The 26755-nt window shown below is 39.5% G+C and carries 20 protein-coding genes; 7 read left to right on the forward strand and 13 right to left on the reverse strand.

Annotated elements, in window-relative coordinates:
* The first annotated feature begins 18 nt into the window (after positions 1 to 18).
* Positions 19 to 2943 (forward strand): transglycosylase domain-containing protein, encoded by a 2925-nt coding sequence (locus F7732_RS09585; RefSeq protein ID WP_151573624.1) that lies wholly within the window; start codon positions 19 to 21, stop codon positions 2941 to 2943.
* A 121-nt stretch (positions 2944 to 3064) separates the two neighbouring features.
* Here F7732_RS09585 and acsA read toward each other — a convergent pair whose 3' ends face one another.
* Complete coding sequence (gene acsA, locus F7732_RS09590; RefSeq protein ID WP_151573625.1) at positions 3065 to 4783, reverse strand: acetate--CoA ligase; 1719 nt, start codon at positions 4781 to 4783, stop codon at positions 3065 to 3067.
* A gap of 221 nt (positions 4784 to 5004) precedes the next feature.
* On the opposite strand from acsA, the gene F7732_RS09595 reads away from it, so the two are divergent.
* The 3 genes from F7732_RS09595 to F7732_RS09605 are packed head-to-tail and all read left to right on the forward strand — an operon-like array spanning position 5005 to position 7485.
* Positions 5005 to 5637, forward strand: coding sequence for a GNAT family N-acetyltransferase (locus F7732_RS09595; RefSeq protein ID WP_151573626.1), 633 nt, complete (start codon positions 5005 to 5007; stop codon positions 5635 to 5637).
* A gap of 31 nt (positions 5638 to 5668) precedes the next feature.
* Positions 5669 to 6316, forward strand: coding sequence for an acetoin utilization AcuB family protein (locus tag F7732_RS09600; protein ID WP_151573627.1), 648 nt, complete (start codon positions 5669 to 5671; stop codon positions 6314 to 6316).
* Positions 6313 to 7485, forward strand: a complete 1173-nt coding sequence (locus F7732_RS09605) for an acetoin utilization protein AcuC (protein WP_151573628.1) — start codon at positions 6313 to 6315, stop codon at positions 7483 to 7485. Before F7732_RS09600 ends, F7732_RS09605 begins: the two co-directional genes overlap by 4 nt.
* Before the next feature lie 54 nt (positions 7486 to 7539).
* On the opposite strand, the gene motS is transcribed toward F7732_RS09605, so the two are convergent.
* The 4 genes from motS to F7732_RS09625 form a co-directional block, all read right to left on the reverse strand.
* Positions 7540 to 8280 (reverse strand): flagellar motor protein MotS, encoded by a 741-nt coding sequence (gene motS, locus F7732_RS09610; protein ID WP_151573629.1) that lies wholly within the window; start codon positions 8278 to 8280, stop codon positions 7540 to 7542.
* Positions 8270 to 9088 carry a flagellar motor protein MotP gene (gene motP / locus F7732_RS09615; protein ID WP_151573630.1) on the reverse strand — a complete coding sequence of 273 codons (819 nt, stop codon included), beginning with the start codon at positions 9086 to 9088 and terminating at the stop codon, positions 8270 to 8272. Before motP ends, motS begins: the two co-directional genes overlap by 11 nt.
* A gap of 372 nt (positions 9089 to 9460) precedes the next feature.
* On the reverse strand, positions 9461 to 10459 hold the full coding sequence (gene ccpA / locus F7732_RS09620; RefSeq protein WP_066442980.1) for a catabolite control protein A: 999 nt from the start codon (positions 10457 to 10459) through the stop codon (positions 9461 to 9463).
* 311 nt (positions 10460 to 10770) lie between these two features.
* Positions 10771 to 11844: a bifunctional 3-deoxy-7-phosphoheptulonate synthase/chorismate mutase gene (locus F7732_RS09625; RefSeq protein WP_151573631.1), complete on the reverse strand. Its 1074-nt coding sequence runs from the start codon at positions 11842 to 11844 to the stop codon at positions 10771 to 10773.
* Between the two features lie 213 nt (positions 11845 to 12057).
* Between F7732_RS09625 and F7732_RS09630 the strand changes: the two genes are divergently transcribed.
* The gene (locus tag F7732_RS09630) at positions 12058 to 14241 is read left to right on the forward strand and encodes a cell division protein FtsA (protein WP_151573632.1); all 2184 of its coding nucleotides are present in this window, start codon (positions 12058 to 12060) and stop codon (positions 14239 to 14241) included.
* Between the two features lie 161 nt (positions 14242 to 14402).
* Here the strand turns inward: F7732_RS09630 and ytxJ are convergent, their stop codons facing one another.
* From ytxJ to F7732_RS09645, 3 genes are all read right to left on the reverse strand, one after another.
* Positions 14403 to 14732, reverse strand: a complete 330-nt coding sequence (ytxJ, locus tag F7732_RS09635; protein ID WP_151573633.1) for a bacillithiol system redox-active protein YtxJ — start codon at positions 14730 to 14732, stop codon at positions 14403 to 14405.
* A gap of 79 nt (positions 14733 to 14811) precedes the next feature.
* Positions 14812 to 15315 (reverse strand): YtxH domain-containing protein, encoded by a 504-nt coding sequence (locus F7732_RS09640; RefSeq protein WP_151573634.1) that lies wholly within the window; start codon positions 15313 to 15315, stop codon positions 14812 to 14814.
* Between the two features lie 18 nt (positions 15316 to 15333).
* Positions 15334 to 15816 carry a DUF948 domain-containing protein gene (locus tag F7732_RS09645; protein ID WP_151573635.1) on the reverse strand — a complete coding sequence of 161 codons (483 nt, stop codon included), beginning with the start codon at positions 15814 to 15816 and terminating at the stop codon, positions 15334 to 15336.
* 196 nt (positions 15817 to 16012) lie between these two features.
* On the opposite strand from F7732_RS09645, the gene F7732_RS09650 reads away from it, so the two are divergent.
* Entirely contained in the window at positions 16013 to 17128 is a 1116-nt protein-coding gene (locus F7732_RS09650; protein WP_151573636.1) for an aminopeptidase, read from the forward strand.
* A 119-nt stretch (positions 17129 to 17247) separates the two neighbouring features.
* On the opposite strand, the gene murC is transcribed toward F7732_RS09650, so the two are convergent.
* From murC to F7732_RS09675, 5 genes are all read right to left on the reverse strand, one after another.
* Positions 17248 to 18552: a UDP-N-acetylmuramate--L-alanine ligase gene (murC, locus tag F7732_RS09655; RefSeq protein ID WP_151573637.1), complete on the reverse strand. Its 1305-nt coding sequence runs from the start codon at positions 18550 to 18552 to the stop codon at positions 17248 to 17250.
* 241 nt (positions 18553 to 18793) lie between these two features.
* A complete protein-coding gene (locus F7732_RS09660; protein WP_151573638.1) occupies positions 18794 to 19891 on the reverse strand; it encodes a nicotinate phosphoribosyltransferase in 1098 nt (365 codons plus the stop codon).
* Positions 19892 to 19970: 79 nt separating this feature from the next.
* Complete coding sequence (locus F7732_RS09665; RefSeq protein ID WP_151573639.1) at positions 19971 to 22538, reverse strand: DNA translocase FtsK; 2568 nt, start codon at positions 22536 to 22538, stop codon at positions 19971 to 19973.
* 193 nt (positions 22539 to 22731) lie between these two features.
* Positions 22732 to 23535 carry a DUF1444 domain-containing protein gene (locus tag F7732_RS09670; RefSeq protein ID WP_151573640.1) on the reverse strand — a complete coding sequence of 268 codons (804 nt, stop codon included), beginning with the start codon at positions 23533 to 23535 and terminating at the stop codon, positions 22732 to 22734.
* 84 nt (positions 23536 to 23619) lie between these two features.
* Positions 23620 to 23937, reverse strand: a complete 318-nt coding sequence (locus F7732_RS09675; protein WP_151573641.1) for a thioredoxin family protein — start codon at positions 23935 to 23937, stop codon at positions 23620 to 23622.
* Between the two features lie 1194 nt (positions 23938 to 25131).
* Between F7732_RS09675 and F7732_RS23415 the strand changes: the two genes are divergently transcribed.
* Positions 25132 to 26316 (forward strand): methyl-accepting chemotaxis protein, encoded by a 1185-nt coding sequence (locus tag F7732_RS23415; RefSeq protein WP_420837682.1) that lies wholly within the window; start codon positions 25132 to 25134, stop codon positions 26314 to 26316.
* Positions 26317 to 26755 lie beyond the last annotated feature (439 nt).

The raw sequence follows: 26755 nt of genomic DNA on the forward strand, positions 1-26755 counted from the left end.
TTAGGGGGAATGATGCGAATGAAAGAAATTCTTCAAAGATGGAAGGATAAGTTAAAGCCGACAACCGGTTTCTTTACGGATAAGAAAACAGTCAAAGGTGCCAGCATCACATACCAGGTCATTTGGAATTTGACGCTCTTATTTATCATTATTGCCGTACTTGGTACAGCCTTTGCAGGCGGAGCTGGCGCAGGCTACTTTGCTTCACTTGTTAAAGATGAACCAATTCGTTCATACGACAATATGAAAAAAGACATATACAACTATGAAGAAACATCAGAGCTTTATTTTGCAAACGATGTCTATTTAGGAAAGCTTAGAACAGATCTGGAACGTGAAGAAGTAAAGATTGATGATGTTTCCGAGTATTTAGTGAATGCAATTGTTGCTACTGAGGATGAATACTTTTATGAACACGAAGGAGTTGTTCCTAAAGCAATACTGCGTGCACTTTTTCAGGAAGTCAGTAACTCTTCTGTTCAATCTGGAGGAAGTACTTTAACTCAGCAGCTGATTAAAAATCAGATTTTAACGAATGAAGTTTCTTTTGAACGGAAAGCTAAAGAAATTCTGCTGGCTTTAAGGCTTGAGAAGTTTTTTGATAAGAAAGAAATTCTAGAAGCTTATATGAATGTCTCTACCTTTGGGCGCAATTCTGCTGGTAGAAATATTGCAGGAGTTCAATCGGCTGCAGAAGGAATTTTTGGTGTTGCTGCAAAAGATTTAAGTTTGCCGCAAGCTGCCTTTATTGCCGGTCTTCCTCAAAGTCCTTTCGGCTATACACCATTTACACAGGCTGGTGAATTAAAGGAGCCTGAAGGTTTAGAGCCTGGACTCAGCAGAATGAAAACCGTTTTAAAAAGAATGTATGATGATGAACAGATAGGTAAAAAACAATATGATGAAGCGATCGCATATGATATTACACAGGATTTCAGAAAACAGAGTGAGGACAATCCTCTGGAGAAATATCCTTATTTAACAGTTGAAATTGAAAAACGAGCAGTTGACATCATGAGTACAGTATTAGCAGAAAATGATGGATATGAAGAAGAAGACTTGAAAAACGATGACCAGCTAAGAGAAGAATACCGTACTTTAGCCGACCGCAATATTAGACAAAATGGCTATAAAATTCATTCTACTATTAATAAAGAAATCTATGACAGCATGCAAAAAGTGAAAGACAACTATCCAAATTACGGACCAGATAAAGGGGAAACAATTAAAGACCCTGAAACTGGAGAAAATGTTCAAGTCATGGAGCCGGTTGAAGTAGGAGCTATCTTAATTGAAAATAAAACCGGTAAAATCATCAGCTTCGTAGGCGGCCGTGATCATGAACGGGAACAAACGAACCATGCAACAAGAGCTATCAGGCAGAATGGCTCAACAATGAAGCCATTGCTTGTTTATGCACCGGCAATGGAGTTAGGAAAGGCATCGCCAGGCACAATTTTGCCTGACGTACCGCTTCACTTGAATCCAGCTTTAAGCAGACCATGGCCGAACAACTATACGAGATCCTATAGCGGTCTTGTATCCGCACGTTATGCATTAGCAGAATCTTATAACGTGCCCGCTGTTAAGCTATATAAAGATATTGTTGATCAAAGACCAGCAGAATATCTTGCTAAAATGGGCTTTACTTCCCTTTATGAAGCTGACTATACCAATCTTGCAACATCAATTGGATCTTTAGAATATGGTGTGACAGTAGAAGAAAATACAAATGCATATGGCACATTTGCGAATGGCGGACAGTTTGTGGATGCCTATCTCATTGAAAAAATAACAGATAAAGAAGGAAATCCGATCTTTCAGCATGAAGTAGAGCCAGTTGATGTTTTCAGTCCGCAAACTGCATACTTAACGATCGATATGATGCGCGATGTTATTAATAACGGGACAGCTACATCTATTAAAAGCAGATTGAAGTTTGCCTCAGATTGGGCTGGGAAAACAGGAACAGGAAACGAATTTTATGATTCCTGGTTTGTTGCTTCCAATCCAAATGTATCCTTTGGCATATGGACCGGTTATGATACACCTAAATCATTAAAGTCCGGCGGTCTAAACTACAGCTTAAGGACGAACTATCTATGGGCTGATTTAATGAACGCTGCCTATGACATAGCACCTGAACTTGTAGATCCTAGCGAAAGCTTTAAAATGCCGGGCGGAATCGTCAGCAGATCATTCTGTGCCATCTCTGGACTGCTTCCATCCGAAGCATGTTCTGCAGCAGGGCTTGTGGAAACAGATCTATTTAATGCAAAATTTGTTCCTACACAAGCTGACGACAGCTTAGGTACAGGTCGACTGGTAAGAATCGGAGACAGAAAATATATGGCTCTTCCATCTACACCTGAGGAATTTTCTGAGCCAGGCATGATCTTGAATCCAGATTATATTCAAAAATTATTCGGTATATCAAACGTCAATCCAAGTGATCTTATTCCTAGAAAAGATCGATGGTCCAGAATACTTGTTGCCGATGACAAAATGGAGGAAAACGGAAAAGTGCCAGCACCGCCTGCCGTTAAGTCCTCTGGCAGCACATTAACATGGAATGCACATTCAGAAAATGATGTAATTGGCTACCGTATATATGGTGGAGGCGGAAAGGTTGCTTCGATTCATGCTGGCGAGGCATTGTCATTTAAGGCGGGCAATGGCACCTATTATGTAACGGCCGTTGACATTGCTGGTCAGGAATCAGCACCTTCTAACTCAGTACAAATCGGCAGCACACCAGAGGATAATCCTCCTGCCGACAATTCTGACAGCGAAAAGCCTCCTGAAAATAATGATACAGATACAGAGCCAGACCCTAACCCTGATACACCTCCAGAGCCACCTCAAAATCCAGGTGACGGTGATGGGAATGCAGGTGGAGGAGCAGATGAGCCGGAACCGCCTGGTGATGGGGATTCTGAATAAAAAAGAATTGTCTAGCCTCAGGGGCTAGACACTCTTTAAAACGTAAAAAAAGCGCCAAATGGCGCTTTTTTATATTTTTTATGATTTTCATTCATGACCTTGAAAAGGAGCTAATTCCTTTTTAATCTTCCATTGTCGATAAATCGCCTGTTGGAAGCTCTAATTCCCATGCTTTTAAAACACGGCGCATGATTTTTCCGCTTCTCGTTTTAGGCAATTTATCGCGGAATTCGATTTCCCTTGGTGCTGCATGTGCAGCCAAGCCTTTTTTAACAAATATGCGAATATCTTCAATGAGTTCATCTGATGCTTCATAGCCATCCATTAAAGCAACAAAAGCTTTAATAATTTCTCCTCTGACAGGATCTGGCTTCCCAATAACTCCTGCCTCCGCAACTGCAGGATGCTCTAACAGCTTGCTTTCGACCTCAAATGGACCAACACGTTCGCCAGATGTCATGATCACATCATCTACACGCCCCTGGAACCAGAAATATCCATCCTCGTCCATATAAGCAGAATCTCCTGAAACATACCAATCTCCTGGCATAAAGTAAGATTCATATTTTTGCGGGTTATTCCAGATCGCAGCCATCATGGATGGCCAGCCTTTTTTAATAGCCAAGTTCCCCATTCTGTTTGGCGGCAGTTCATTTCCTTGGTCATCAACAATAGCTGCCTTAACACCTGGGACTGGTTTTCCCATCGAACCAGGCTTAATCTCCATTGATGGGTAATTACAAATAAGCTGTGCACCTGTTTCTGTCATCCACCATGTATCATGAATGCGCTGGCCAAATACCTTCATTCCCCATTTAATCACTTCAGGATTGAGCGGCTCACCAACACTCAAAATGTGGCGCAGGCTCGATAAATCAAATTTTTTAATGACTTCATCTCCTGCTCCCATCAACATCCTAAATGCAGTTGGAGCGCTATACCAGACAGTTACCCCATATTCTTCAATCATCTTGTACCACGTTTCAGGGTTGAAGCGCCCGCCCACAATGACATTCGACACACCGTTTAACCATGGTCCAAAGATTCCATAACTTGTGCCTGTAACCCAGCCTGGATCAGCAGTACACCAGTATACATCATCCTCTTTTAAATCCAGAACCCATTTGGCTGTCTGAGCATGCTGTACCATCGCTTTATGAACATGCAATACTCCTTTTGGCTTCCCAGTCGAACCGGAAGTATAATGCAGGATAAGACCGTCTGATAAGTCAACCCACTCAATCTCCAGCTGTTTGCTCGCTTCTTCCATTCTTTTTCTGAAATCAATATATATGCCTTCTTCCTTGATGTCTTCCCCGATTAGAACAATTGACTTTAATGCCGGCAGCTGGTCAACCGGTACACGATCAAGCAATTCAGGTGTTGTAATCAGCACCTTTGCTTCACTGTCCTCAAGACGATCCTTTACAGCTCCCTCCATAAATGCTTCAAATAAAGGTCCAATAATGGCTCCCAGTTTAATCGCACCTAATACAGAGAAATAGAGCTCCGGGCAGCGTGGCATAAAAATAAATACCCGATCCCCTTTTTCAACATTTGCATGGGACTTAAGAACATTTCCTGCTTTATTGGACTGATCTTTCATTTCTTTAAATGTATACTTTTCGTTTTTGATTCCATCTCGATAATAAAGAGCGATTTTATTTTTTCTAAAGTTCTCAGCATGGCGGTCGATGGCTTCATATGCCAGATTTACTTTACCCGTTTCACTCCACGAGAAATTCTTCTCAGCTTCTGACCAATCATAACTAGCGTATTGCTCATCATAATTTTCCAAATAATAATTCCCTCGAATTACTGGCAGCGCTTCCAATTTCATATGCCAAAATCCCCCTTTTATTCGTTTGCTATTATTATAGTATAGATAGTTTGTTTTCTCAATTTTTAAAATATTATTCCTTCTAAATGACTATATATTTTTACATTTATCCTTATGTTTATATTCACAAAAATTTTATAGAAAATTCAGTGAAAGCGCTTTATACATTATAGTTTTATGTATAATAGAACTAAACTATGAAAATACTAGGCGGTGAATTGATGGAGCATCCGAAAACATATAATGCCAAAGAACTCAAAACACCTGGAGGAAATATAATCATTGAAGGACCCATACCACCAGACAAACTAGCAGAATATGAATTTCATAAAGATCTGACTGCTTTTCGCCCCCCAGAACAGCAAAAGAAAGCCCTAATTGAAATTGCCGGGCTTCCAGAAGGTAGGATTATCATTGCACGCTGCCGGGATACGATCGTCGGCTATGTTACCTATCTATACCCAGATCCACTGGAAAGATGGTCAGAAGGAAATATGCCTGATTTAATTGAATTAGGCGCCATTGAGGTTATTCCTGGTTTCCGCGGTTATGGAACAGGGAAAAATTTGTTAAAGGTTTCAATGATGGATGATGCGATGGAAGATTATATCATCATTACAACTGAATATTATTGGCATTGGGACCTAAAGGGCACCGGGCTAAATGTATGGGAATATCGTAAGGTAATGGAAAAAATGATGAATGCAGGCGGACTGGAATGGTATGCAACAGATGAACCAGAAATAAGTTCACATCCTGCCAATTGTTTAATGGCCAGAATCGGCAAAAGAATTCAAGCTGATTCAATCCAGCAATTTGATCGTTTAAGATTTATGAACCGTTTTATGTATTAATAATATTTTCTTACTAAAGGTGGGGCAGAGCATGCTTGTGGAAGAAATAATGAAACAAGACGTCACCACATTAACAAAGGAACATAGTATTGGTGACGCTGTAAAAATCATGAATGCAAATAAAATCCGCCATTTGCCCATTATTGATGAGCAAGGTCAGCTAATTGGACTTGTCACAGATCGGGATATTCGTGATGCAACTCCATCGATTTTTGAAACTGATCAATTTATGAGTACATTACAAAAGCCACTGCATTTACTTATGCAAAAAGATATTATTACTGGGCACCCACTTGATTTGGTTGCAGAAGTATCTGCCCTTTTATACGAACATCGGATTAGCTGTCTGCCCATTGTGAAAAATCACAAGCTCGTTGGCATTGTCACTGAAACGGATCTTCTTCATACTTTAGTCGAACTTACTGGTGCTCATCAGCCCGGTTCCCATATTGAAGTAAGAGTAGAAAATAAATCTGGTAAGCTATATGAAGTCACATCCATTATTAGGGAAAGAAAAGCGAATATACAGAGCGTGCTTGTTTATCCTGATAAAAAGAATGATCAGTTTAAAATCATTGTCATTCGTGTTCAAACGATGAATCCTCTTTCGATCATAAAGGATTTAACATCAGCAGGATATGAAGTGCTCTGGCCAAATCACTCCGGGAAGCCGTTATGATGCATGATTCTATATTTATATACTCGAAAGATTTAATGAAATACAAATTCAGCGAAGACCATCCTTTTAATCAAAAGAGATTAGAATTAACAGTCAGTTTACTTCAATCAATTGGGGCACTGAAAGAGGGATTTATGATTCCTCCGCGCTTAGCACTGGATGAAGAACTGCAGCTTATTCATGATCCAAACTATATACACGCGGTAAAAAATGCAGGAGCTGGCAGGCTTAATGAAGAAACGGCTGAAAATTATGGCTTAGGAACAGAGGATACTCCTATTTTTCCCCATATGCATGAAGCCAGTTCTTTGCTTGTAGGTGGAACTTTAGCTGCAGCTGATTATGTCATGAGCGGGAAGGCAAAACATGCTCTTCATATTGGCGGAGGTCTGCATCATGGCTTTAGAGGAAAAGCATCTGGTTTTTGCATCTATAATGATAGTTCTGTTGCCATAAAGTATCTGCAAGAAAAATATCAAGCACGAGTTTTGTATATTGATACAGATGCACACCACGGAGATGGGGTACAATGGGCATTTTATGACGATCCTAATGTGTGTACGTTTTCGATCCATGAAACTGGCCGTTATTTATTTCCCGGAACAGGAAATGTAAATGAACGGGGACAAGGAAAAGGCTATGGCTATTCTTTTAATATTCCTGTTGATGCCTTTACAGAGGATGATTCATGGATTAATGCCTACAAAACAGCTCTTCGCAAAATTGCTGACTTTTTTAAGCCTGATATTATTCTTACTCAAAATGGTGCAGACGCACATTTTTTGGATCCGCTTACACACTTATCTGCCACGATGAAAATTTATCGTGAAATTCCAAAGCTAGCGCATGAAATAGCTCACCAATATTGTGAGGGCAGATGGATTGCAGTTGGCGGGGGAGGCTACGATATTTGGCGTGTTGTTCCTAGAGCTTGGGCGCTGATCTGGCTTGAAATGACAGAAAACTCGAATAGTTACGGAAAATTACCGTCGGAGTGGATTGAAAAGTGGGCAAAAGAAGCTCCTGTTCCTTTACCAGATGAATGGGATGACCCAGAGGATGCCTATAAAGCAATTCCCCGAAAAAAAGAAATTGAAGAGAAAAATCAAATTACATTGGAAAAAGCTTTATATCCATTAAAAGATATAAAACCGATCTCTGCAGAATAGAGCTGCCTAACAAAAAAACGTTCTGAGGACTATGAGGGTCCTGCAGAACGTTTTCTATTGCTCTTCCTGAATCTCTTCATTGTATGCAGGATCAGAAATAATAATTTCAACTCTTCGGTTTTTGCTCAGATTTTCCGGACTGTCATTTACAGCTACTGGACGCGTATCACCATAACCAACTGCCGCAAAGCGGCTGCTGTCTAATTGCTGTGCCTCAACTAAATAACGAATGACACTGGCAGAGCGCGCTGCTGACAATTCCCAGTTCGATGGATAGCGGTAAGTGGTGATCGGCCTGCTGTCAGTATGACCCTCAACCTTCACCAAATTAGGCATTTCTGAAAGCATGGTTCCCACTTTGTTTAAGAATGGGAAAGATTGTTCTTTTAGATCGGCTTCCCCTGTTTCAAACAGGATCTGCTCTTGTAAAACCAACACAACTCCCCGCTCTGTTCTATTGGCAACAATAACATCTTCCATGCCGTTTTCCTGCAGATATGCCTGTACCTCAGTAAGCAAGTGATCCAGCGTTCCTTCTTCTGAACTGCTGCTCACATCTTCATCGCTGTCTTTTGCTTCACCCGGATGTTGATTTTCGATAACAGAAGGGTAGAAATCTAAGATTTCTCTTGATCGAAAAGACTCCGCTATCGCCTGAAATTTAGAAACGTCTATTTGCGACATGGAAAATAGAAGAATAAAAAATACTAGAATGAGCGTAACTAGATCAGAGAAGGTAACCATCCAAGTCGGCGCGCCCTTTTTAGGTTTTGGCCCTCTCTTTTTAACGTTCATTTTCTAGTGCCTCCCCAGATCTGCTGATCTCAGCGGAACGATTTTTTTCTTCGGCAGATAAAAAGGCACTAAGCTTTTCTTCTAATATTTTGGGATTTTGTCCTGACTGAACGCCTATGACTCCTTCAATGACAATCTGTTTCATAAATACTTCCTGCTCTGTCTTTAACTCAAGCTTTGCAGCAATCGGAATAAAAAACAAATTTGCCAGAAGTGAACCATATAAGGTTGTTAAGAGAGCAATCGCCATATTAGGACCCAATGTTTCCGGATCATTAAGACTTTTAAGCATGAGGACAAGTCCAATTAATGTCCCAATCATTCCCCATGCTGGAGCATACTCTCCTGCTTTTTCTAAAATACTTCTGCCTTTTCGATGGCGTTCTTCTAATGCAGTAATTTCAGCACTCATAATGTCATGGATAACGTCCTGTTCAATCCCGTCTATGGCCAGTAAAACACCTTTTCGAATAAATGGATCCTCAACCTCTTCGATCACTGATTCAAGAGACAGCAATCCTTCTCTTCTTGCTTTTTCAGCCAACTTCACAAAAATAGCAATTAATTCGCCAAGACTTTCATCTTTCTGAGAGAACGCCTGACGAATAACAGTAAACATGTGACGTACATTCTGCAAAGGAAAACTGACCAGTAATCCTGCGCCAAGTCCTCCTATAACAATTAAAATGGAGGCAGGATCAATAAACGAAATGATGTCCGCTATTCCTCCATTTGCTGCAATCCCAAAAAGCAGCAGGGCTAATCCGACCATAAGACCTATAGGTGTTAACATGTCCAGCTTTTTCATAATTTCTCTCCCTGATCAGCACAAAATTGCCATTTTAGCGGAGAAGTTACGACTTAATAAGGATTAAGACATAGAGTCAAGCAGTGGAGCAGGCAGTTACTGAATACGAACGAACAACTGAACCAATAACAATTGCCGCTTTTCGTACAAGTACAGACTTGTATTTCCAATGCTTCCGGTGTCCTGGCCAAGTGAAAAAGCTTTTCATGCAGATGTACATGAAGCTTAAGCCGCCTCCGCATTTCTATATAGGCTTAAGGCGCCTTCTAGGTACGTTCTAAAGTAAGAGCTGCCTTCGTAATTGTCTGCAAACTCCACTTTCTTTTGTCCTAATAAAGCGCCTCTTTCTTACCTTTTTTATCGGCAATTGTCTTATTTTGTTGAGTCGCGCTGCTCAATACGGTGCGGAAGTACTACGATTTGATCACTAACTGATTCTTTATTCATAAGTTTTGTTAATAATCTCATTGCAACAGCTCCAATATCATATAAAGGCTGAACAACTGAGGTAAGCTGCGGACGCACCATCAATGTCAATCTTGTATTGTCGGAACTGATCACTTCAAAGTCATTAGGAACACTAAATCCTTTGTCTTGAGCTCCGTGTACGACTCCAAGTGCCATCTCATCAGATCCTGCATAAATAGCTGTTGGTTTTGGATCTGCTTCTACTAATTTTTCGAATGCTTCGATACCGGAATCATAAGTATCGTCCCCTTCAACAACTAATTCTTCTCTGTAAGAAATGCCAGCCTCAGCTAATGCACGCTTATAACCTTCCAGCTTCTTCTCGGCATTAATCGGTTCGCGGAGCGGCCCAACTACAAGGGCTGTATCTTTATGGCCTTTCTCAATTAACGCAGTCGTCGCATCAAAAGCAGCCTGCTCATAATCAATATTGACAGATGGGATACTGCCTGATTCTTCAATGGAACCTGCTAAAACAATCGGAACAGGAGATTTCTTAAATTCATTTACATGTTCATCTGTAATATTTCCACCCATAAACACGATCCCGTCAACCTGTTTGCCCAGCATCGTATTTAGCAGGTGAAGCTCTTTATCTTCATTTTGATCAGAATTGCTCAAAATGATGTTGTATTTATACATGGTTGCAATATCTTCAATTCCGCGTGCAAGCTCTGCAAAAAACGTGCTTGAGATATCAGGAATAATGACGCCAACAGTTGTTGTCTTCTTACTAGCTAGTCCTCGTGCTACAGCATTTGGACGATAGCCAAGTCTGTCGATTACTTCAAGTACCTTTTTTCTTGTTGTCGGTTTTACATTTGGGTTTCCGTTCACTACTCTTGAAACGGTTGCCATTGAAACGTTTGCTTCACGTGCAACATCATATATTGTTACATTCATTTCATTCACTCCTCGATATTTACGGTTTTCCGCTTTAATATAGTTATTTTACTGCATGCGCACGTAACCTACTCATAAAAAATGATATTGTGATAGGCTACACATGTCTAATTATGTATAATCATACGACACGAAGCGAATTGTCGCAATGTCAACACCTTCATTTTTGAAAAAAACTGTGATATTTTCATAAAAGATCATGGCTTTTTCATATGTTTAATAAAAAATTAACATTTCTCTTCTCAAAACCCTGTATGAATATAAAGAAATCCACAAGATTTATATCCTGTGGATTTCTTTTACCTTAGATATTATACCCTTGCAAAAGGTGTTGCTTTCAGCTCTTTCATAAAATGATCGAATTGCTCTAAGTCCATTTGCTGTGCAGCATCAGATAATGCCACTGCAGGATCCGGATGAACCTCAGCCATAACACCGTCTGCACCGATCGCCAATGCAGCTTTGGCTGCAGGAAGAAGCAGATCTTTTCTTCCTGTAGAGTGAGTCACATCAACAAGTACCGGAAGATGCGTTTCTTGCTTTAAAATCGGCACCGCTGAAATATCAAGCGTGTTTCTTGTAGCACGCTCATACGTACGGATACCGCGCTCACATAGTATAATCTGTCCATTTCCTTGAGACATAATGTACTCTGCAGCGTTAATGAATTCTTCGATTGTCGCTGCAATCCCTCTTTTTAATAGAACAGGTTTATTAACAGATCCAGCAGCCTTTAATAGTTCAAAGTTTTGCATATTGCGGGCACCAATCTGGATGACATCGATATAATTAACGGCAGTTTCAATATCTGCAGGACTTACAATTTCAGAGATGACAGCAAGATCATATTCGTCAGCCACTCTTTTTAGAATTTTTAATCCTTCTAGCCCTAACCCCTGGAAATCATATGGAGATGTCCGCGGCTTAAATGCTCCTCCCCGCAATAGTTTCAGACCTTTAGCCTTTACAGCTTCTGCGACCGTTGCCACCTGTTCATAAGATTCAACAGCACATGGACCGAAAACTAAATGAGGGTTTCCGTCTCCGACCTTTTCCCCCTTGATATCAACAATTGTGTTTTCTGATTTCTTTTTACGGGAAACAAGTAAAGCTTTGCTGTGATCATCTTTCTGCAATTCGAGTCCAGCTTTAAAAATTTCTTTAAACATATGCTCAATCGTCGAATTTTCAAATGGTCCATCATTATTCTCTTTAATTAAATCAAGCATTCTTCTTTCACGGACAGGATCATAACGGTAAACCCCTTGTGTTTCCTTAACTTTTCCGATTTCCTGCACTAGTTCTGCTCTTTCGTTAATTAACTTTAATAGCTGCAGATTAATCTCATCCACACGGTCACGCAATTGATCAAGCTCTTTACCCATTGTTATCCCTTCCCTTTCTGTTTAGCCTGGCCTCAAGTCATTAATGATTAGCATCATCTTATTATTCTTTATTGACCGGTCATTTTGTGATACATTTTTTATAATTAGGGTTATTATATCGGAAATATTCTAACATGTCACTATATTTATCTTTATTAATTAAACGCTTTTAAGCGGTAAAGTAAAAGTAATCGTCAAAAGAGGGTGTACGCCTTGGAAGAAACCAAAAAATTGTTCGCTCTGGATATCGGTACCCGGTCAATTGTAGGAATTATCCTTGAACAGCAGGAAGATCAATTTCATGTTATAGATATACTTATTCAAGAACATACGGAACGTGCCATGCTCGATGGGCAAATTCACGATGTGTTAGCTGTCTCAAAAATCATCATTCAGATTAAGGAGCAGCTGGAGAAAAAACACGGGCCACTAAAAAAAGTCAGTGTGGCTGCAGCTGGACGTTCATTAAAAACGAAACGCGCAGTCTCTTCGATTGGAATACAAGGCAAGCCCATGATGAATAAACAGGACATTTTACATCTCGAATTAAGTGCCGTTCAGCAGGCACAGGCTCTTGTCGCAGAGGATCAAGAAACTCAAAAGAGTGCTATGTACTATTGTGTCGGCTATTCAATTCTTTATTATAAGCTCGATGGAGAAGAGATTGGTAATCTAATTGATCAGCAGGGGAATGAAGCATCTGTTGAAATTATTGCCACTTTTCTGCCAAAGGTTGTGGTTGAATCACTTATTTCAGCTTTGCATCGTTCTGATTTAGAGATGGAAGCACTCACGCTTGAGCCTATCGCAGCGATCAATGTTCTCATTCCTCAATCAATGCGCAGACTAAATGTCGCGCTTGTTGATATTGGCGCCGGTACTTCCGATATTGCGATAACGGACTTAGGGACAGTTGTCGCTTATGGAATGGTTCCAGTTGCGGGAGACGAAATTACTGAAGCGATTAGTGATCAGCTTCTGCTTGATTTTCCGCGTGCAGAACAGGCAAAGCGTGAACTGCTGACACAGGATTCCATAATGGTTGAAGATATCCTTGGCTTTGAGGCTGAGGTAACAAAAAGTGAAATTATTGAACAGATTTCACCTGCCATTAACCGTTTAACAGAATCCATATGTGATGAAATCCTAACGTTAAATAATCACAAGCAGCCTAAAGCCGTTATGCTTGTTGGAGGAGGCAGCCAGACGCCTGCATTAGCAGAGCGAATTGCTGAAAAATTGCAGCTGCCTGCCAATAGGGTTGCGATTCGCGGCATTGATGCCATTCATGCTTTAACACTTTCAGAGCATATCTCACGCGGACCAGAACTAGTGACTCCTATCGGCATTGCCATAGCGGCTCATAAAGCGCCCGTACAATATAAGACCGTTCATGTAAATGAACAGCCAGTACGGTTATTTGAGGTGACCAAATTAACGGTTGGTGACTGCTTGCTTGCTGCCGGTATAAAAATGAATAAATTATATGGAAAACCCGGTTTAGCCATGATTGTATCTTTAAATGGCCATCAGATCACCATCCCCGGATCTCATGGAGATGCACCTTTATTAATGAAAAATGGAGACATCTGCGGATTAGATGACAAAGTCCTAAGCGGTGATGAAATTACTGTCAAAAAGGGGCAAGACGGCTTGAGAGCTGAAGTTTTAATTCGGGATTTAATCGATGAGCTTCCAAATAAAACAATTTCTGTGAACGACAAGGAATATATTCTTGATGCAATGATCAAACGCAACGGCAAAGCAGCAAATATTGAAGAGCATGTCTTAGACCATGACATGATTGAATGTACCGTGCCTGAAACGATTTCTGAGATGCTCACAGCACTGCATCTGGAATATTTACTGGACAGACTAAAGCCCTTCAAATTAAAAATAAATGGAAAAGATACGATAATTCCGTCATTCTCTGGAGCTCTTCTGCGCAATGGTTCACAGGCAAAAGTGCATAATGGCATTGATCATTTTGATAAAATCACTATTACAAAAAGAAGCGAGCCAACATTGAAAGATTTAATGCTGCTTAAACAAATGGCCTTGGAATTCACTTTGCCAGTGACCTTTAATAATAAAGAAATACAATTAAAAAAACCATTTGCCCTTTTTAAAAGAAATGGAGAAGAATTGGCATTAGAGGATATTATCTCTGACGGTGATGAATTAGAATACATTCAGATTAAACGAGAGCCTTTCATTTTTCAGGATATTTTTAAAGCAGTAGAAATTTCCATGCCGCAAAATGCAAAAGGAAATTTCCTTCTTTTAAAAAATGGAGAAAACGCAACATTTTATGATGAGTTAAATGCAGGCGATCAGCTGGAAATTGTTTGGCCAATTAAACAGATGCAGACATATGTGAATAAAACTTCACTCTAAATAAGGCTATTTGGCAAAGGTTTAATATTCACTTTATTGTACTCCCTTCCTGCCGTTGCCTTGTATGTAAAAGCCGTTAAAGGAACAGAAATTTACAAAGAAGTACCTTTTAATTACGGTATATAAAAAACGGTTCTGGATAGTCCAGAACCGTTCTTATATTAATTATTCTCTTCAATTGCCTTGCCTAAAGAATCAGTCGTAATTTTCCAATGAGAAGCATGCCAAACAACATCTCCATTTTTAAACAAAATAGATTGTGGTGATTCATGCTTAATATGAAATTCCTCGGCAATATGATCTGATAACGGACGATCATCTTGAACAATTAATATATATGTCTTCAGATCCTGCTGCTCTCCAGAAAAGCTTTCATATTCTTCATAAGCTGCTTGGCTGATTGGACAGGTTGAACTATGCTTTAAAAGCATAAAAGTGCCCCCAGCTTTAATCACTTCATTAAATGCTTCTACATTAGTTAGTCTTTCCATTCTAAAATAACCTCCAAATAGGATAATAAACGGTGAAGTAATCTTACCACTTCACCGTTTATAAGACAAATATCGAGTTTTATCGATTATACTTTAGCTCAGTCTCGTCAAAAGCTTGTTTTGTTTCATCAAGTTTAAGCTGTATTTCCGCATCATTTACTGGAGAATTCCCCTCAGGAAATACTTCATTATCAGTTTTAACAGCATGTAATTCAGAAGTCTCTTCCGATTGAGTATCCTGATTATTTTTCGCCGTTAAACCTTTCACTTTGTTAACTAATTCCGAAGATTGCTTTGAAACAGAAGAAGAAACTGCATTCGTTTTTTCTTTAGCTGCACCAGCTAATTCTGTTCCTTTTTCCATAGCTGTATCGCGTATTTTGCTTGTTTTTTCCTTTATAACAGAAGCTTGTTCGCTAATATCGTGAATCAATTCTTTACCTGGTTTTGGTGCAAGCAATAGCGCAGCCCCTGCACCAATGATTCCTCCGATTAAGGCTCCAATCATAAAATCCTTTGTGTTCATGTTGTCTTCTTTCATATCCGTACCCGCATCAAATTGATTGCGATCTTGTTTACTCATTTTCATCCCTCCGCAAATTTAGTTTCGTACTCGTACCTTCTCTCTTTTGTCCGGCAAAACATCTTCTTGCATTTCATATTGATATGGATCAGGTTTTCTCATTCTCCACTTATTCTTTATCTCAAGAAGCACATTGCTCCACTGAACAACTTGTGATATCTTGTCCTTATTTTGCTCAAGTTGATCATTTACAGTAGATGTTATTTTCTGGACAGATCCGTTAAAACGTCGAACTGAATCTCCGACTTCTTTCACTGCATATACGACACTATTTAAGCTTTCAGATTTCTGCTGGATATCACTTGCAAGTGAATTGGTTTTATGTAGAAGCACTGTTGTTTCTTTCGTGACTCCATCTAATTGTTTCTCCAACCCATTCAGCGTATGTGAAACACTTTCCAGTGTCCCCTGCAAGGATTTTAATGTTTTTGATAAATATACAACCAACACTAAAAATGCGACTGCAATAACCGCTACACTTACATATAAAATAATTTCCATTGTGCACCTCCGTCTTTCTTTCAAGAAGAATCTGTTTATCAAGCTGTTATTATCATTTACCCATTGCCTTGTACTATAAACCAGCCTATTGATTAAATCTTACCATAATCTGCTGAAAATTTTATAATAATAAACAAATTGAATTATTTCGGTTACAATAATAATTGCAAGTATATTTATTAATGGGGGTAAAAAAATGAGAGACTCACGAATTGATCAACTCGCAAAAAACTTAATCAATTATTCAGTGCGCCTGCAAAAGGGTGAAAAGGTACTGATTGAAAACTTCGGCTTACAAAAAGAGCTTGTAACTGCCCTAGTAAGAGAAGCATATGCTGCAGGAGGACAGCCCTTTGTCTCCATCAAGGATCATCAAGTAGATCGTGCATTATTGTTAGGTGCACAAGAAGATCAATTTAAGCTTGCAGCTGAGTTTGAAGCAAATGTTATGAAAAACATGGACGCTTATATCGGACTTCGTTCCGGTGACAACATTAATGAACATGCAGATGTGCCAGACGATAAAATGAAGATTCATGGTGCTACAATCGGCAAGATGGTACATAGAGAAATCCGGGTTCCAAAAACTAAATGGGTGGTACTCCGCTATCCAAACGCTTCTATGGCACAATTAGCGAAAATGAGCACTGAAGGTTTTGAAGATTTTTACTTCAATGTCTGTAATTTAGATTATGGAAAAATGGATAAAGCGATGGATCAGCTTGTTTCCTTAATGGACCGTACCGATAAAGTACGTATTACCGGTCCTGGTACTGATTTATCTTTCTCCATTAAAGACATTCCTTCCATTAAGTGCTCTGGTCAAATGAATATTCCGGATGGAGAAGTTTACACTGCGCCAGTACGCAATTCTGTTAATGGTGTTCTTACTTACAACACTCCTTCTCCATATCAAGGCTTCACTTTTGAAAATGTAAAGCTTACATTTAAGGACGGTAAAATTATAGAAGCGGAAGCAAACGATACGGAACGCATTAATAAAATCTTTGATACAGATGAAGGAGCCCGCTTCATTGGCGAATTTGCCATAGGTGTAAATCCATATATTCTTCATCCAATGCAGGATATCTTATTTGATGAAAAAATTGACGGAAGCTTCCACTTTACGCCAGGCCAATGCTATGACGAAGCTTCGAACGGCAACAATTCAAACATTCACTGGGATATGGTAAACATTCAGCGCCCAGACTACGGCGGAGGAGAGATTTACTTTGACGATGTTCTCATCCGAAAAGACGGCCGTTTTGTAATCCCTGAATTAGAATCTTTGAACCCTGAAAACTTAAAATAAGAACATTCATTTCTATGATCGATCAAAAGCATAGTGCTAATAATCCTTCCTTAAAATGAAAAAAAGGATGCGGCCATTGGGCCAGCATCCTTTTTTCATTGTATTTACCTTAAATAATATTAGGTCATTAATAACTGTTTCTCATAGGCAGCCTGGAATTTTTGAATATCTCCTGCTCCCATGAATATGATGACACTATCTTCATGTTTCTTAAGAACAGCTGTATCTTCTTCAGTTAAAATTTCTGCGCCGGAAATCTTCTCCTGAAGATCTTCAATGGAAAGCTTTCCATGATTTTCACGTGCAGAACCGAATATTTCACATAAATATACTTTATCTGCTGTATTTAAACTCTCAGCAAACTCAGATAAAAATGTTTGCGTTCTAGTAAACGTATGCGGCTGAAAAACAGCAACAATTTCCTTTTCAGGGAATTTTTGTCTAGCAGCCTCTACCGTTACTTTTATTTCTGTTGGATGGTGTGCATAATCATCAATAATGACTTGAGACCCAATCTGTTTTTCAGAAAACCTTCTCTTTACTCCACCAAAAGATGAAAGCTGCTCCTGGATAATATCTGCATCAATTTCCTCATAATGACAGACAGCAATCACACCAAGTGAATTCAATACATTATGATCTCCATATGCATTTATAGAAAAAGTATGATAGAAAGTATTTCTGACAAATACATCAAATGTTGTTCCTTCAGTAGATTTTACAATATTCCTGGCTTGGAAATCATTGTCCTCACCAAAACCGTAAAATAAAACTGGAACTTTCGCTTGAATTTTTTGCAGCTGCTCATCATCACCATATGCAAATATCCCTTTTTTCACCTGCCAGGCCATTTCCTGAAAAGCTGAAAATACATCATCAATATTGGCAAAGTAATCAGGGTGATCAAAGTCAATATTTGTCATGATCGCATAGTCAGGAGAATACGAAAGGAAATGGCGTCTATATTCGCAGGCTTCAAACGCAAAATATTCAGCTTCTTCCTTCCCTCTTCCTGTTCCATCTCCAATTAAATAAGAAGTTGGTTTCGCCCCCTGCAGGACATGCGAAAGCAAGCCTGTAGTGGAGGTTTTGCCGTGCGCCCCTGTCACTGCAATGCTTGTAAAGTTTTGGAGAAAATCGCCAAGAAAACGGTGGTACCGAACAATCGGCAAGCCCAGCTTCATCGCTTCTTGAATTTCTTCATGTGTATCAGGAAAAGCATTTCCTGCAATTACAGTCATGCCTGGTTCAATATTTTCTTTTTGAAAAGGAAGAATTTTAATTCCAGCTTCCTCTAGTGCTGCTTGAGTAAAAAAACGTTTTTCATAATCGGAGCCTTGGACCTGTAAATTCATATCATGAAGCACTTGTGCAAGTGCGCTCATTCCAGATCCTTTAATCCCTACGAAATGGTAAATAGTCATATAAAGAACCTCCAACCATCGTATATCTGTAACACAGTATATGACATATATCTAGATTTGCTCATATCCTTTAAAGGACATGGCTTAAACTTTTAAGAACATTACAGCATTAAAGTAAATTGTCAGTACATTTATCAGAATAGAGGGAAGTCTTTGTCTACCCTCTATTCTTATCCGTGAACATAGTAACATGAAAATGCATTCATTCATTATATCATTAGTTGATTTGAAAAACTATGCCCTATATTTCCTTCTCTAAACGAGGGTTCGGGCGATATCGCCGTCCGGCTTTTGCCACATGCTTCCCATCAATCATGACATTGTCGCCGGTAAAACCAATGTTCACCTTTAATAAGCTGCTACCGACACCATATGTATCAACAGGAACCCGTTGCTTTTCAAACTCTAAAATACGGTCTTCGTTAAAGCCGCCGCTAACGACAATTTTCACATGCTGAAAGCCCTCATCATCCAATGCCTTTCTTAAGGCAAAGATCAATTCGGCATTAACACCTCTTGGATCGAACGTTCCAAGTAAGTGCTGATTTCTCAGGAAATATTGATCAATCATCGTGCGGGAAGTATCAACGCGAACTCCTTTTAAATCCTTTCCAAACTCCCGTGCTACTTTTAACGAATCAGCAACTGCATCGTTATTATAATCAACCAATGCGATAAGATCATCATTAGGAAAAGTCTCTTTATATGCTCTTGTAGCAGCAACCAGGTCTCCTTCAAACAACTGGATTAAAGCATGAGGCATTGTGCCCATTCCCTGCTTGCCCCACCATTCATTCATCGCATGCGTTGCTTTTGCGCTTGCACCGCCAATATGAGCGGCATAGCCATCGCCTGCTTGGGTCATGAAATGATCATCACGGTCTCCCATAAAAATAACTTCCTTCTGTTTACCGGATGCTCCGGCAGCTTTGACTACATTGTACACATTTGTAGCAACAGAAGTACGGCGTGCTAAAATCCCATCAATCAGACCTTCAAGATATCCAAAGGTTTTATAATTTCCTTTAATTGTTAACACCGTTTCAAATGGAGAGATCTTATCTCCATCTTTTAATGAATATATTTCCAGTTCTTCAGGATTATCCGCAAATGTTTTAATTAGTGAGATAACCTCATCTGTACCGCAAAGAACCGCATGGTTTTTTTGAAAAAATTGCATCGTTACAATTTTTTCATAGTGATATTTCTCTACAATTTGCTTTGTCTTTAAAAAGTAAACAGCAGAAAACCAGCCATCCCTGACACGCTCATCGAACTTAAACGTTTTATTTGTTAAACGGTTGATCTTGCCTTGCAACTTCAATTCAATTTCTTTCATTGTTAAAGCTCCTTAAGTCAATTCCACCTAAAATGTTATATTTATATTGTTTTCTAATGCAAATAAAGAATACCACGTATTAATTTATTGTACTAGCCTCTAAAATACTTTCAAGATCAGCTGCACTGATCAGAACATCTCTTGGCTTACTGCCACGGTTCTCTGTAATATATCCTAATTGCTCCATCATGTCGATTAATCGGGCTGCCCTGCTGTAGCCGATTTTAAATCTCCTCTGCAGACTTGAAGTAGATGCAGACCCCTGGGCAACTATAAATTCACATGCGTCAAAGAAAAGCTCATCCTCTTCCTCAACAGCTTCTGCTTTTTTCAGCAATTCTTCCTGTTCGAACAAGTAATCCGGCTCTCTTTCTTTTCTTACATGAGCCACAACCTCGTCGATTTCCTGATCCGATACAAAGGTTCCCTGCAGTCTGACAGGCTTTGAAGAGCCATTTTCTAAAAATAGCATATCTCCTCGCCCAAGCAGTTTCTCCGCTCCGCTAATATCAATAATCGTGCGGGAATCCACTTGAGAAGAAACAGAAAAAGCAACTCTTGTAGGGACATTCGCCTTAATCAATCCTGTTATAACATCCACAGATGGTCGCTGTGTGGCAATAATTAAATGAATTCCGCATGCTCTTGCTTTTTGCGCAATCCGGCAGATGGCTTCTTCCACATCAGCAGGAGACATCATCATTAAATCCGCAAGCTCATCAATCACAATCACAATATAAGGGAGCTTATCCTTATATTGTTTGGCCTGCTCTGCAAGCTCATTAAATCGAGTGATATCACGAACACCAGTGTGAGCAAAAAGTTCATAGCGGCGTTCCATTTCTTCCACAGCCCACTTTAAGGCAGCAGTGGCAGCCTTCACATCTGTAATGACTGGGCTGACAAGATGCGGTATTCGATTATAGGGAGCAAGCTCAACCATTTTTGGATCTATAAGCAGTAATTTTAACTCATCTGGAGTCGACTTATATAAAAGGCTGATCAAAATTGTATTTATACAAACACTCTTCCCAGAGCCTGTCGCACCAGCTATCAATCCATGCGGCATTTTCCGCAGATCCGTTACGATCGGATTTCCGGCAATATCGAGACCTAAGACTGCTGTCAGCGGTGACTTGGCCTCTTGAAAAGCTGCACTATTAATAATTTCACTGATAAAAACAGGCCGGCTGGAATGATTCGGAACTTCGATGCCAATCGTGTGTTTTCCTGGAATTGGCGCTTCTATCCGAATATCCCTTGCTGCAAGACTTAATTTAATATCATCTGACAGATTCGTAATTTTATTTACTTTGACTCCAGGCTCAGGCTGTACCTCAAAACGAGTAACGGACGGCCCTTGAGTCACATTTACAACATGTGCACGCACATTAAAGTTAGAAAGTGTTGAATTCAAAAGCTCTTCCTGTTCAAAAAGCCATTCTGATGATTCTTCAGGAGCTACACCCGGGAGAAGCACATCCTTGGATGGAAAAGCATAATAAGGCAATTCTTCGGCATCATCCAGCTGTTCCATTATCGGTTTAGACGGATTATCAATCGTTTGCGCAGTTTGCGGTGCTGCATTTACAGCGTTTTGGACAATCTTTTGCTCCTGCTGATTAGCAGAGATCCTCTCTTTTTCTTCCTGGATCTTTGGCTCAGTATTCCCTCTAAATGGAACAGCAGACTGAGCAGCCTTCATTTTTTGCCGATCCTTATTCAGCATGATGACATTAAACGGAATATGGCTGCGGGAACTTCTTGGTTTTTGCTCGGGTTCCTCATTTAGCAATTCTTCTTCATGATCGCTTTCTGTGAGGTGAGGGGCTTCTGTATTTTCTTGTTTTTCCTTATGTGCCGCCTCTTCTAAAACAAATTCCTCGGAAAAAGGCTGCTTCTTCACTTCGATCTCATCTGGCTCGTCTATTTTTTCATCAATGAGCATTGAATGGGTATTTGAAAGAGCCTCTGAGCTTATAGGCACATCCGCTACAGGTTCTATCTCTGCTCTATGTTCTTCTAGAATGTGTAGATCCGTCTCTTCATCTGCTGTATTTTTTTCATCATAATAGACTTTAGCAGGCTCTTCATTTCGTTTCACACTTTGAATAACGGTGAGAGCACTTTCTATGTGCTCCTCCTGCTGAGCTTGGTGTTCAAATTCATTAACTTTTTGCTCATCTGAGTGTGTTGTTATATCTTTTTTATCCATATTAATTTCAGCATCGCTATTAAGTTCGAACTCTATTTGCTCTTTTACCGGACGTTTAGCGAACCCATAGATTGGCGAAGGAATCTCTGTCGGATGAAATGGCCTCGTCATTTTAGCGGCAGCATTCCGTTCTGGTTTGACGCTCTCTTTCTGAACAGGCGGTTTACGGTATGCTCTATCGGTATCGTCTGTTTTTTTCTCTGGAGCAGTTTTGTGTGTCTGTCTTTTTTCCGCCTGCTGTTTTACCTCTTCATCTGGAATAAGCGGAAACCTGAATTTCCCTTTAGGATACTGATATAAAACCTTAGCATCTACATTTTTCCCATGATCCTTTTTCTGTTCCATATATGTGACCTTTTCAGGCTCAATCTGTTTTTGATCAACATCTTCCTCTTCTTGAAAAAATCCAAATATCTTTTTAAACCAACTCATATGTAACCATCTCTTTCTGCAAGTCTATCCTTCTTATTTTAGCAGTATTTTGGAGGATGTGGGGATAAAAATAGATATTGGGTCTTTATGAGGTCTACCGATATGCAAAAAGTCTAATTTATATCTTCTAACACAGACAAATAATGCCAAAAATATAGGCTGTCATCAGAATGAGGACAGCCAAGAAACTCTTTTATTTTTTTGCCCGATTTTTTCCTAAAATAAAAATCGGTTCAAGCTCACCATCTTCATATAAAAATGATAGGGCGGTGATTGGTACACGGCCGCTCGCAAAGAAGCTCATAGTCATCTGTGCAAGGACATCATAGCCTGTATCATTTTTAATATCACAAATGATTAGGACATCCTGATGGGGAACAGCAATAGCCATTTTCCCCTCGACCTTCTCTTCCATTTCTCGCAGAAACGATTCATTTAAAATCCTGCTGGCGTCATATCCATCATTGCTATTTAGGAAATAAAAATCATTTCCTGCCACTTGATCCTTTTTAGCATTTACTGAAAGTGACCGGACATTGAATAGAGCAGTTTCCTTTATTCTTCCCCGATCCCAGCCTTCTTTTAACAGCAGCTCTTCATCAATCAGCCGATATGTGTTACCCAGGTCTAAAGCATAATAAATCCTTGTCTCAGCTGTATGTTCATCTGTTAAAAAGGGAACGTCTTCTTTTGATTCTGATGGAAATGAAGTAGAGCGTATGACTGGAAAAATATTGCGCTCATGACCTGATAAAACCGGCTCTCCTGTCATGGCCTCAAGTCCCTCTTCCACATAATAAACAACTTCATCAATGGCTTTTTCCTTTTGCTCCTGCCACTTAGCGATGATACCCGGCAGTGAGATCGTAATCCCTTTACCCGTTTCTTTATTGACAACACGCAGCTGATCTTTTTCACGATCAAAGCTAAACTCGCGATTGTCCTTTTCTAATCGATCCTGTAATGCCTTTTTCATTTTCTTGCTATCCATTTTCATCTGTTTCCCCTCCTAATGGAGTATGTATTTAGCTATACTTTAGAAAAAAACCTCCATCCATAGCATGGTGGAGGGTGAAATATCTTATTTACTTAAAGACTCAATAAATTTCTCAATTTCCTCTTGAGTCTTCCGATCTTTGCTGACAAATCGGCCAAGTTCATTTCCATCCTCAAAACCAATAAAGCTTGGAATTCCATAAACATCTAGCTGCACACATAAATCAATGAATTGATCACGATCTACGTAGACAAATGTATAATCAGCATACTTTTCTTCAACTTTAGGCATAAATGGATCAATAAATCGGCAATCGCCGCACCAATCAGCTGAAAATAGAAAAATATGCTTACCTTCTGCTTTTAACTCTTCAAACTGTTCCATAGACTCAAGTTTTTTCACGATATTCTCCTCCTGTACGTTAAACCTAATAGGATCATATCAATCTTCCCCTTAACAGTCCAATAAAATGCAAACAGAAGAGCTGAAGGTCTAATCATACTCACCATTCAGTATTATTTACCTAGTTTTTTCTGAGAATCTGGTCGAATTATGAAGAAAAATAGAATTTATCTAGGATAATTTATGTGTGATTGTATTGTTTTCCCAGGATCTAAGCACTATAATTAAATAAAAATTCAAATTTTTCATATTTTTAGATTATTCAACTCTTTCAGCTAGACAATTTTAAGGGGGGATTTGATGAAGACCATACGAGCTAAATTAAGTTTTCTTCTGTATATGACCATTGGAGGACTCGTTCTTCTATTAGCATTTATCATTCTTTTAAACACGGTTCAAGAAAGCAGCAGAGATCAGGAACAATTACTTCAAGAAACAGTCAGCAGCAGTAAGGAAATCAAGTACAATATGGCTATGACCAGAAAATATGAACAGCAATTTTTACGGGCACCAGACCAGAGCAGTGTTGACTTAGTAGCACAGACGATCGTTCGAGTGAAAGCCGAAGCAGAAAGACTTGGAAAGCTTCAGGATAATAAAGAAATTAAGGAACAGTTCGATTCTGTTGCCCTTATATCTGATACATATATGAAACTCTTCACTGAATTATCGGGCATGTATGAACAAATTGGCTACAATAATCAGCATGGATTAAAAGGTCAAATTGAAAGCAATGCCAAACAAATCACATCCCTGACACAATTTATGAATAACCCTGAAATTGATGAACAGCTGCTCCAAATGAGAATGTTCGAAAAGCAATATTTAGCTGCAAGAGAGGAAGATTCATTCCAATCATTTTCAGAAACTGGCAGTAATCTGCAATCTATTATTGATCGTGATGAGGATATTGAAGCAAGCTCAAAAGATTATTTAACAAGAAGATTATCAGATTATCAAAATGCCTTAACCACCATACACAGTTCCTACCAGCAAACGGGTGAATTTATTGCACAATTCGATGGACAAGCAAATGCAATTGAACAAGCGATTACTGAAGCAGAACAAGCTGTCCTGTCCAATCAGCAGACTCTTGTTAATGACATCAATAAACAAAATGAACTGATTAACTGGATCATTTACGCAATAAGCTTTGTCCTTGTTCTTGTATTAAGCCTAATTGGGATCTATTTGATGCGCAATATCACCAGTTCTATCTCTTCCTTAAAGGCAGGAGCAGAAAAAATCGGAAACGGGAACTTAGCCTATCGGGTTCCATTTAAGGGCAGCGATGAATTAAGCCTGCTCGCTCAAACCTTTAATGGCATGGCAGAAAAGGTGCAAAAATCCTTTTTTCAGATCCTTGAATCCTCTACACAACTACAGGCGTCTTCCCAGCATCTAGCAGCCATTTCAGAGGAAACGACAGCACAGGCAAATGAGGTTGATAGCGCAATTAAACAAATTGCAATTGGCTCTGAGGAGCAATCCGTGCAGCTGGAGGACAGCAGAGCAGAAATTGAACGGGTTTCATCCGCGATCAAACGAACTGAGAAATTAAGCTCCGAGATTTCAGCAGATGCTGATTTAACTGAAAAACAAGGCCAGCAAGGACTTCATACAGCAAGAGATTTACAGGAGGTTTCTGATCAATTTCTTCTTTTATCTAATCATTTAATCGAGAAAGTGAGCGAAGCATCTGCACACACATCTAATATTACATCCATTGTGGATACGATACAGGACATTGCAGAAAGCACAAACCTATTAGCATTGAATGCTGCCATTGAGGCTGCCCGGGCAGGCGATTCAGGTAAAGGGTTTGCGGTGGTTGCTGCTGAAGTAAAAAAATTGGCTGAACGCTCTAAAGCAGAGGCACAAACGATTCATCAGCTCATTATTTCCATGAATCAAAAAATGGACCAGCTTCTGCAGGAGTCCGAAAAATTTAATGGTTATAAGACACGGCAAGGAGAAGCAGTTCAATCAACCAAAACGGCATTTGAATCCATCGTTTTGCATGTTCACTCTATAAGCGGAAAAACCAAGACGATTGAATCAGCCGTTAAGGAAGTACAAAACTCCAACAACCTTTTAACCAACCGGATAGAGGGAGTTTTCCTAGTATCAAACACATCAGCGGCAACAGCTGAAGAAGTAGCTGCCTCAAGCGAAACACAACTTGATGCCATTTCAAAAGTTAACCTGGCTGCAGTTGAACTTAGCCAAATCGCCAGCGATCTCCAGCAGGAAGTAAGTTTATTTAGTTTAGAGGAGACAGCTGTGGAAGAGGGCCGTAAGAAAGAAAAGAAAAAACGTGGATTAAAACTTAAATTACCGAAGCTAAAAATGAATGTGAAGCGAAGAAAAAAGATATAGCCATTTTTAATTGATTCCTCAAAATACAGTTATAGCGTATTTTGGGGGATTTTTTTTATTCATTTGGTCCTGGTTGATTGTACAGCAGATTTTTATAGGACGGCGGAGGAATGTATCCAGCATTGAGATTTTAACTACCCAACTGAGTCATTCCGCTCGACTTCAGTTGTTGAAACTCCTTTTTAACTACCCAACTGAGTCATTCCGCTCGACTTCGGTTGTTGAAACTCTATTTTAACTACCCAACTCAGTCATTCCACTCAACTTCGGTTGTTGAAACTTCTTTTTAACTACCCAACTCGGACATTCCAGTCGACTTCGGTTGTTGAAACTCTATTTTAACTATCCAACTCAGTCATTCCGCTTAACTTCGGTTGTTGAAACTCCTATTCAACTACCCAACTCGACCACTTCGCTCGACTTCGGGCTTTAATATCCA

The organism is Bacillus mesophilum (genome assembly GCF_008923265.1).
GTDB classification, from domain to species: Bacteria; Bacillota; Bacilli; order Bacillales; family Cytobacillaceae; genus Cytobacillus; species Cytobacillus mesophilum.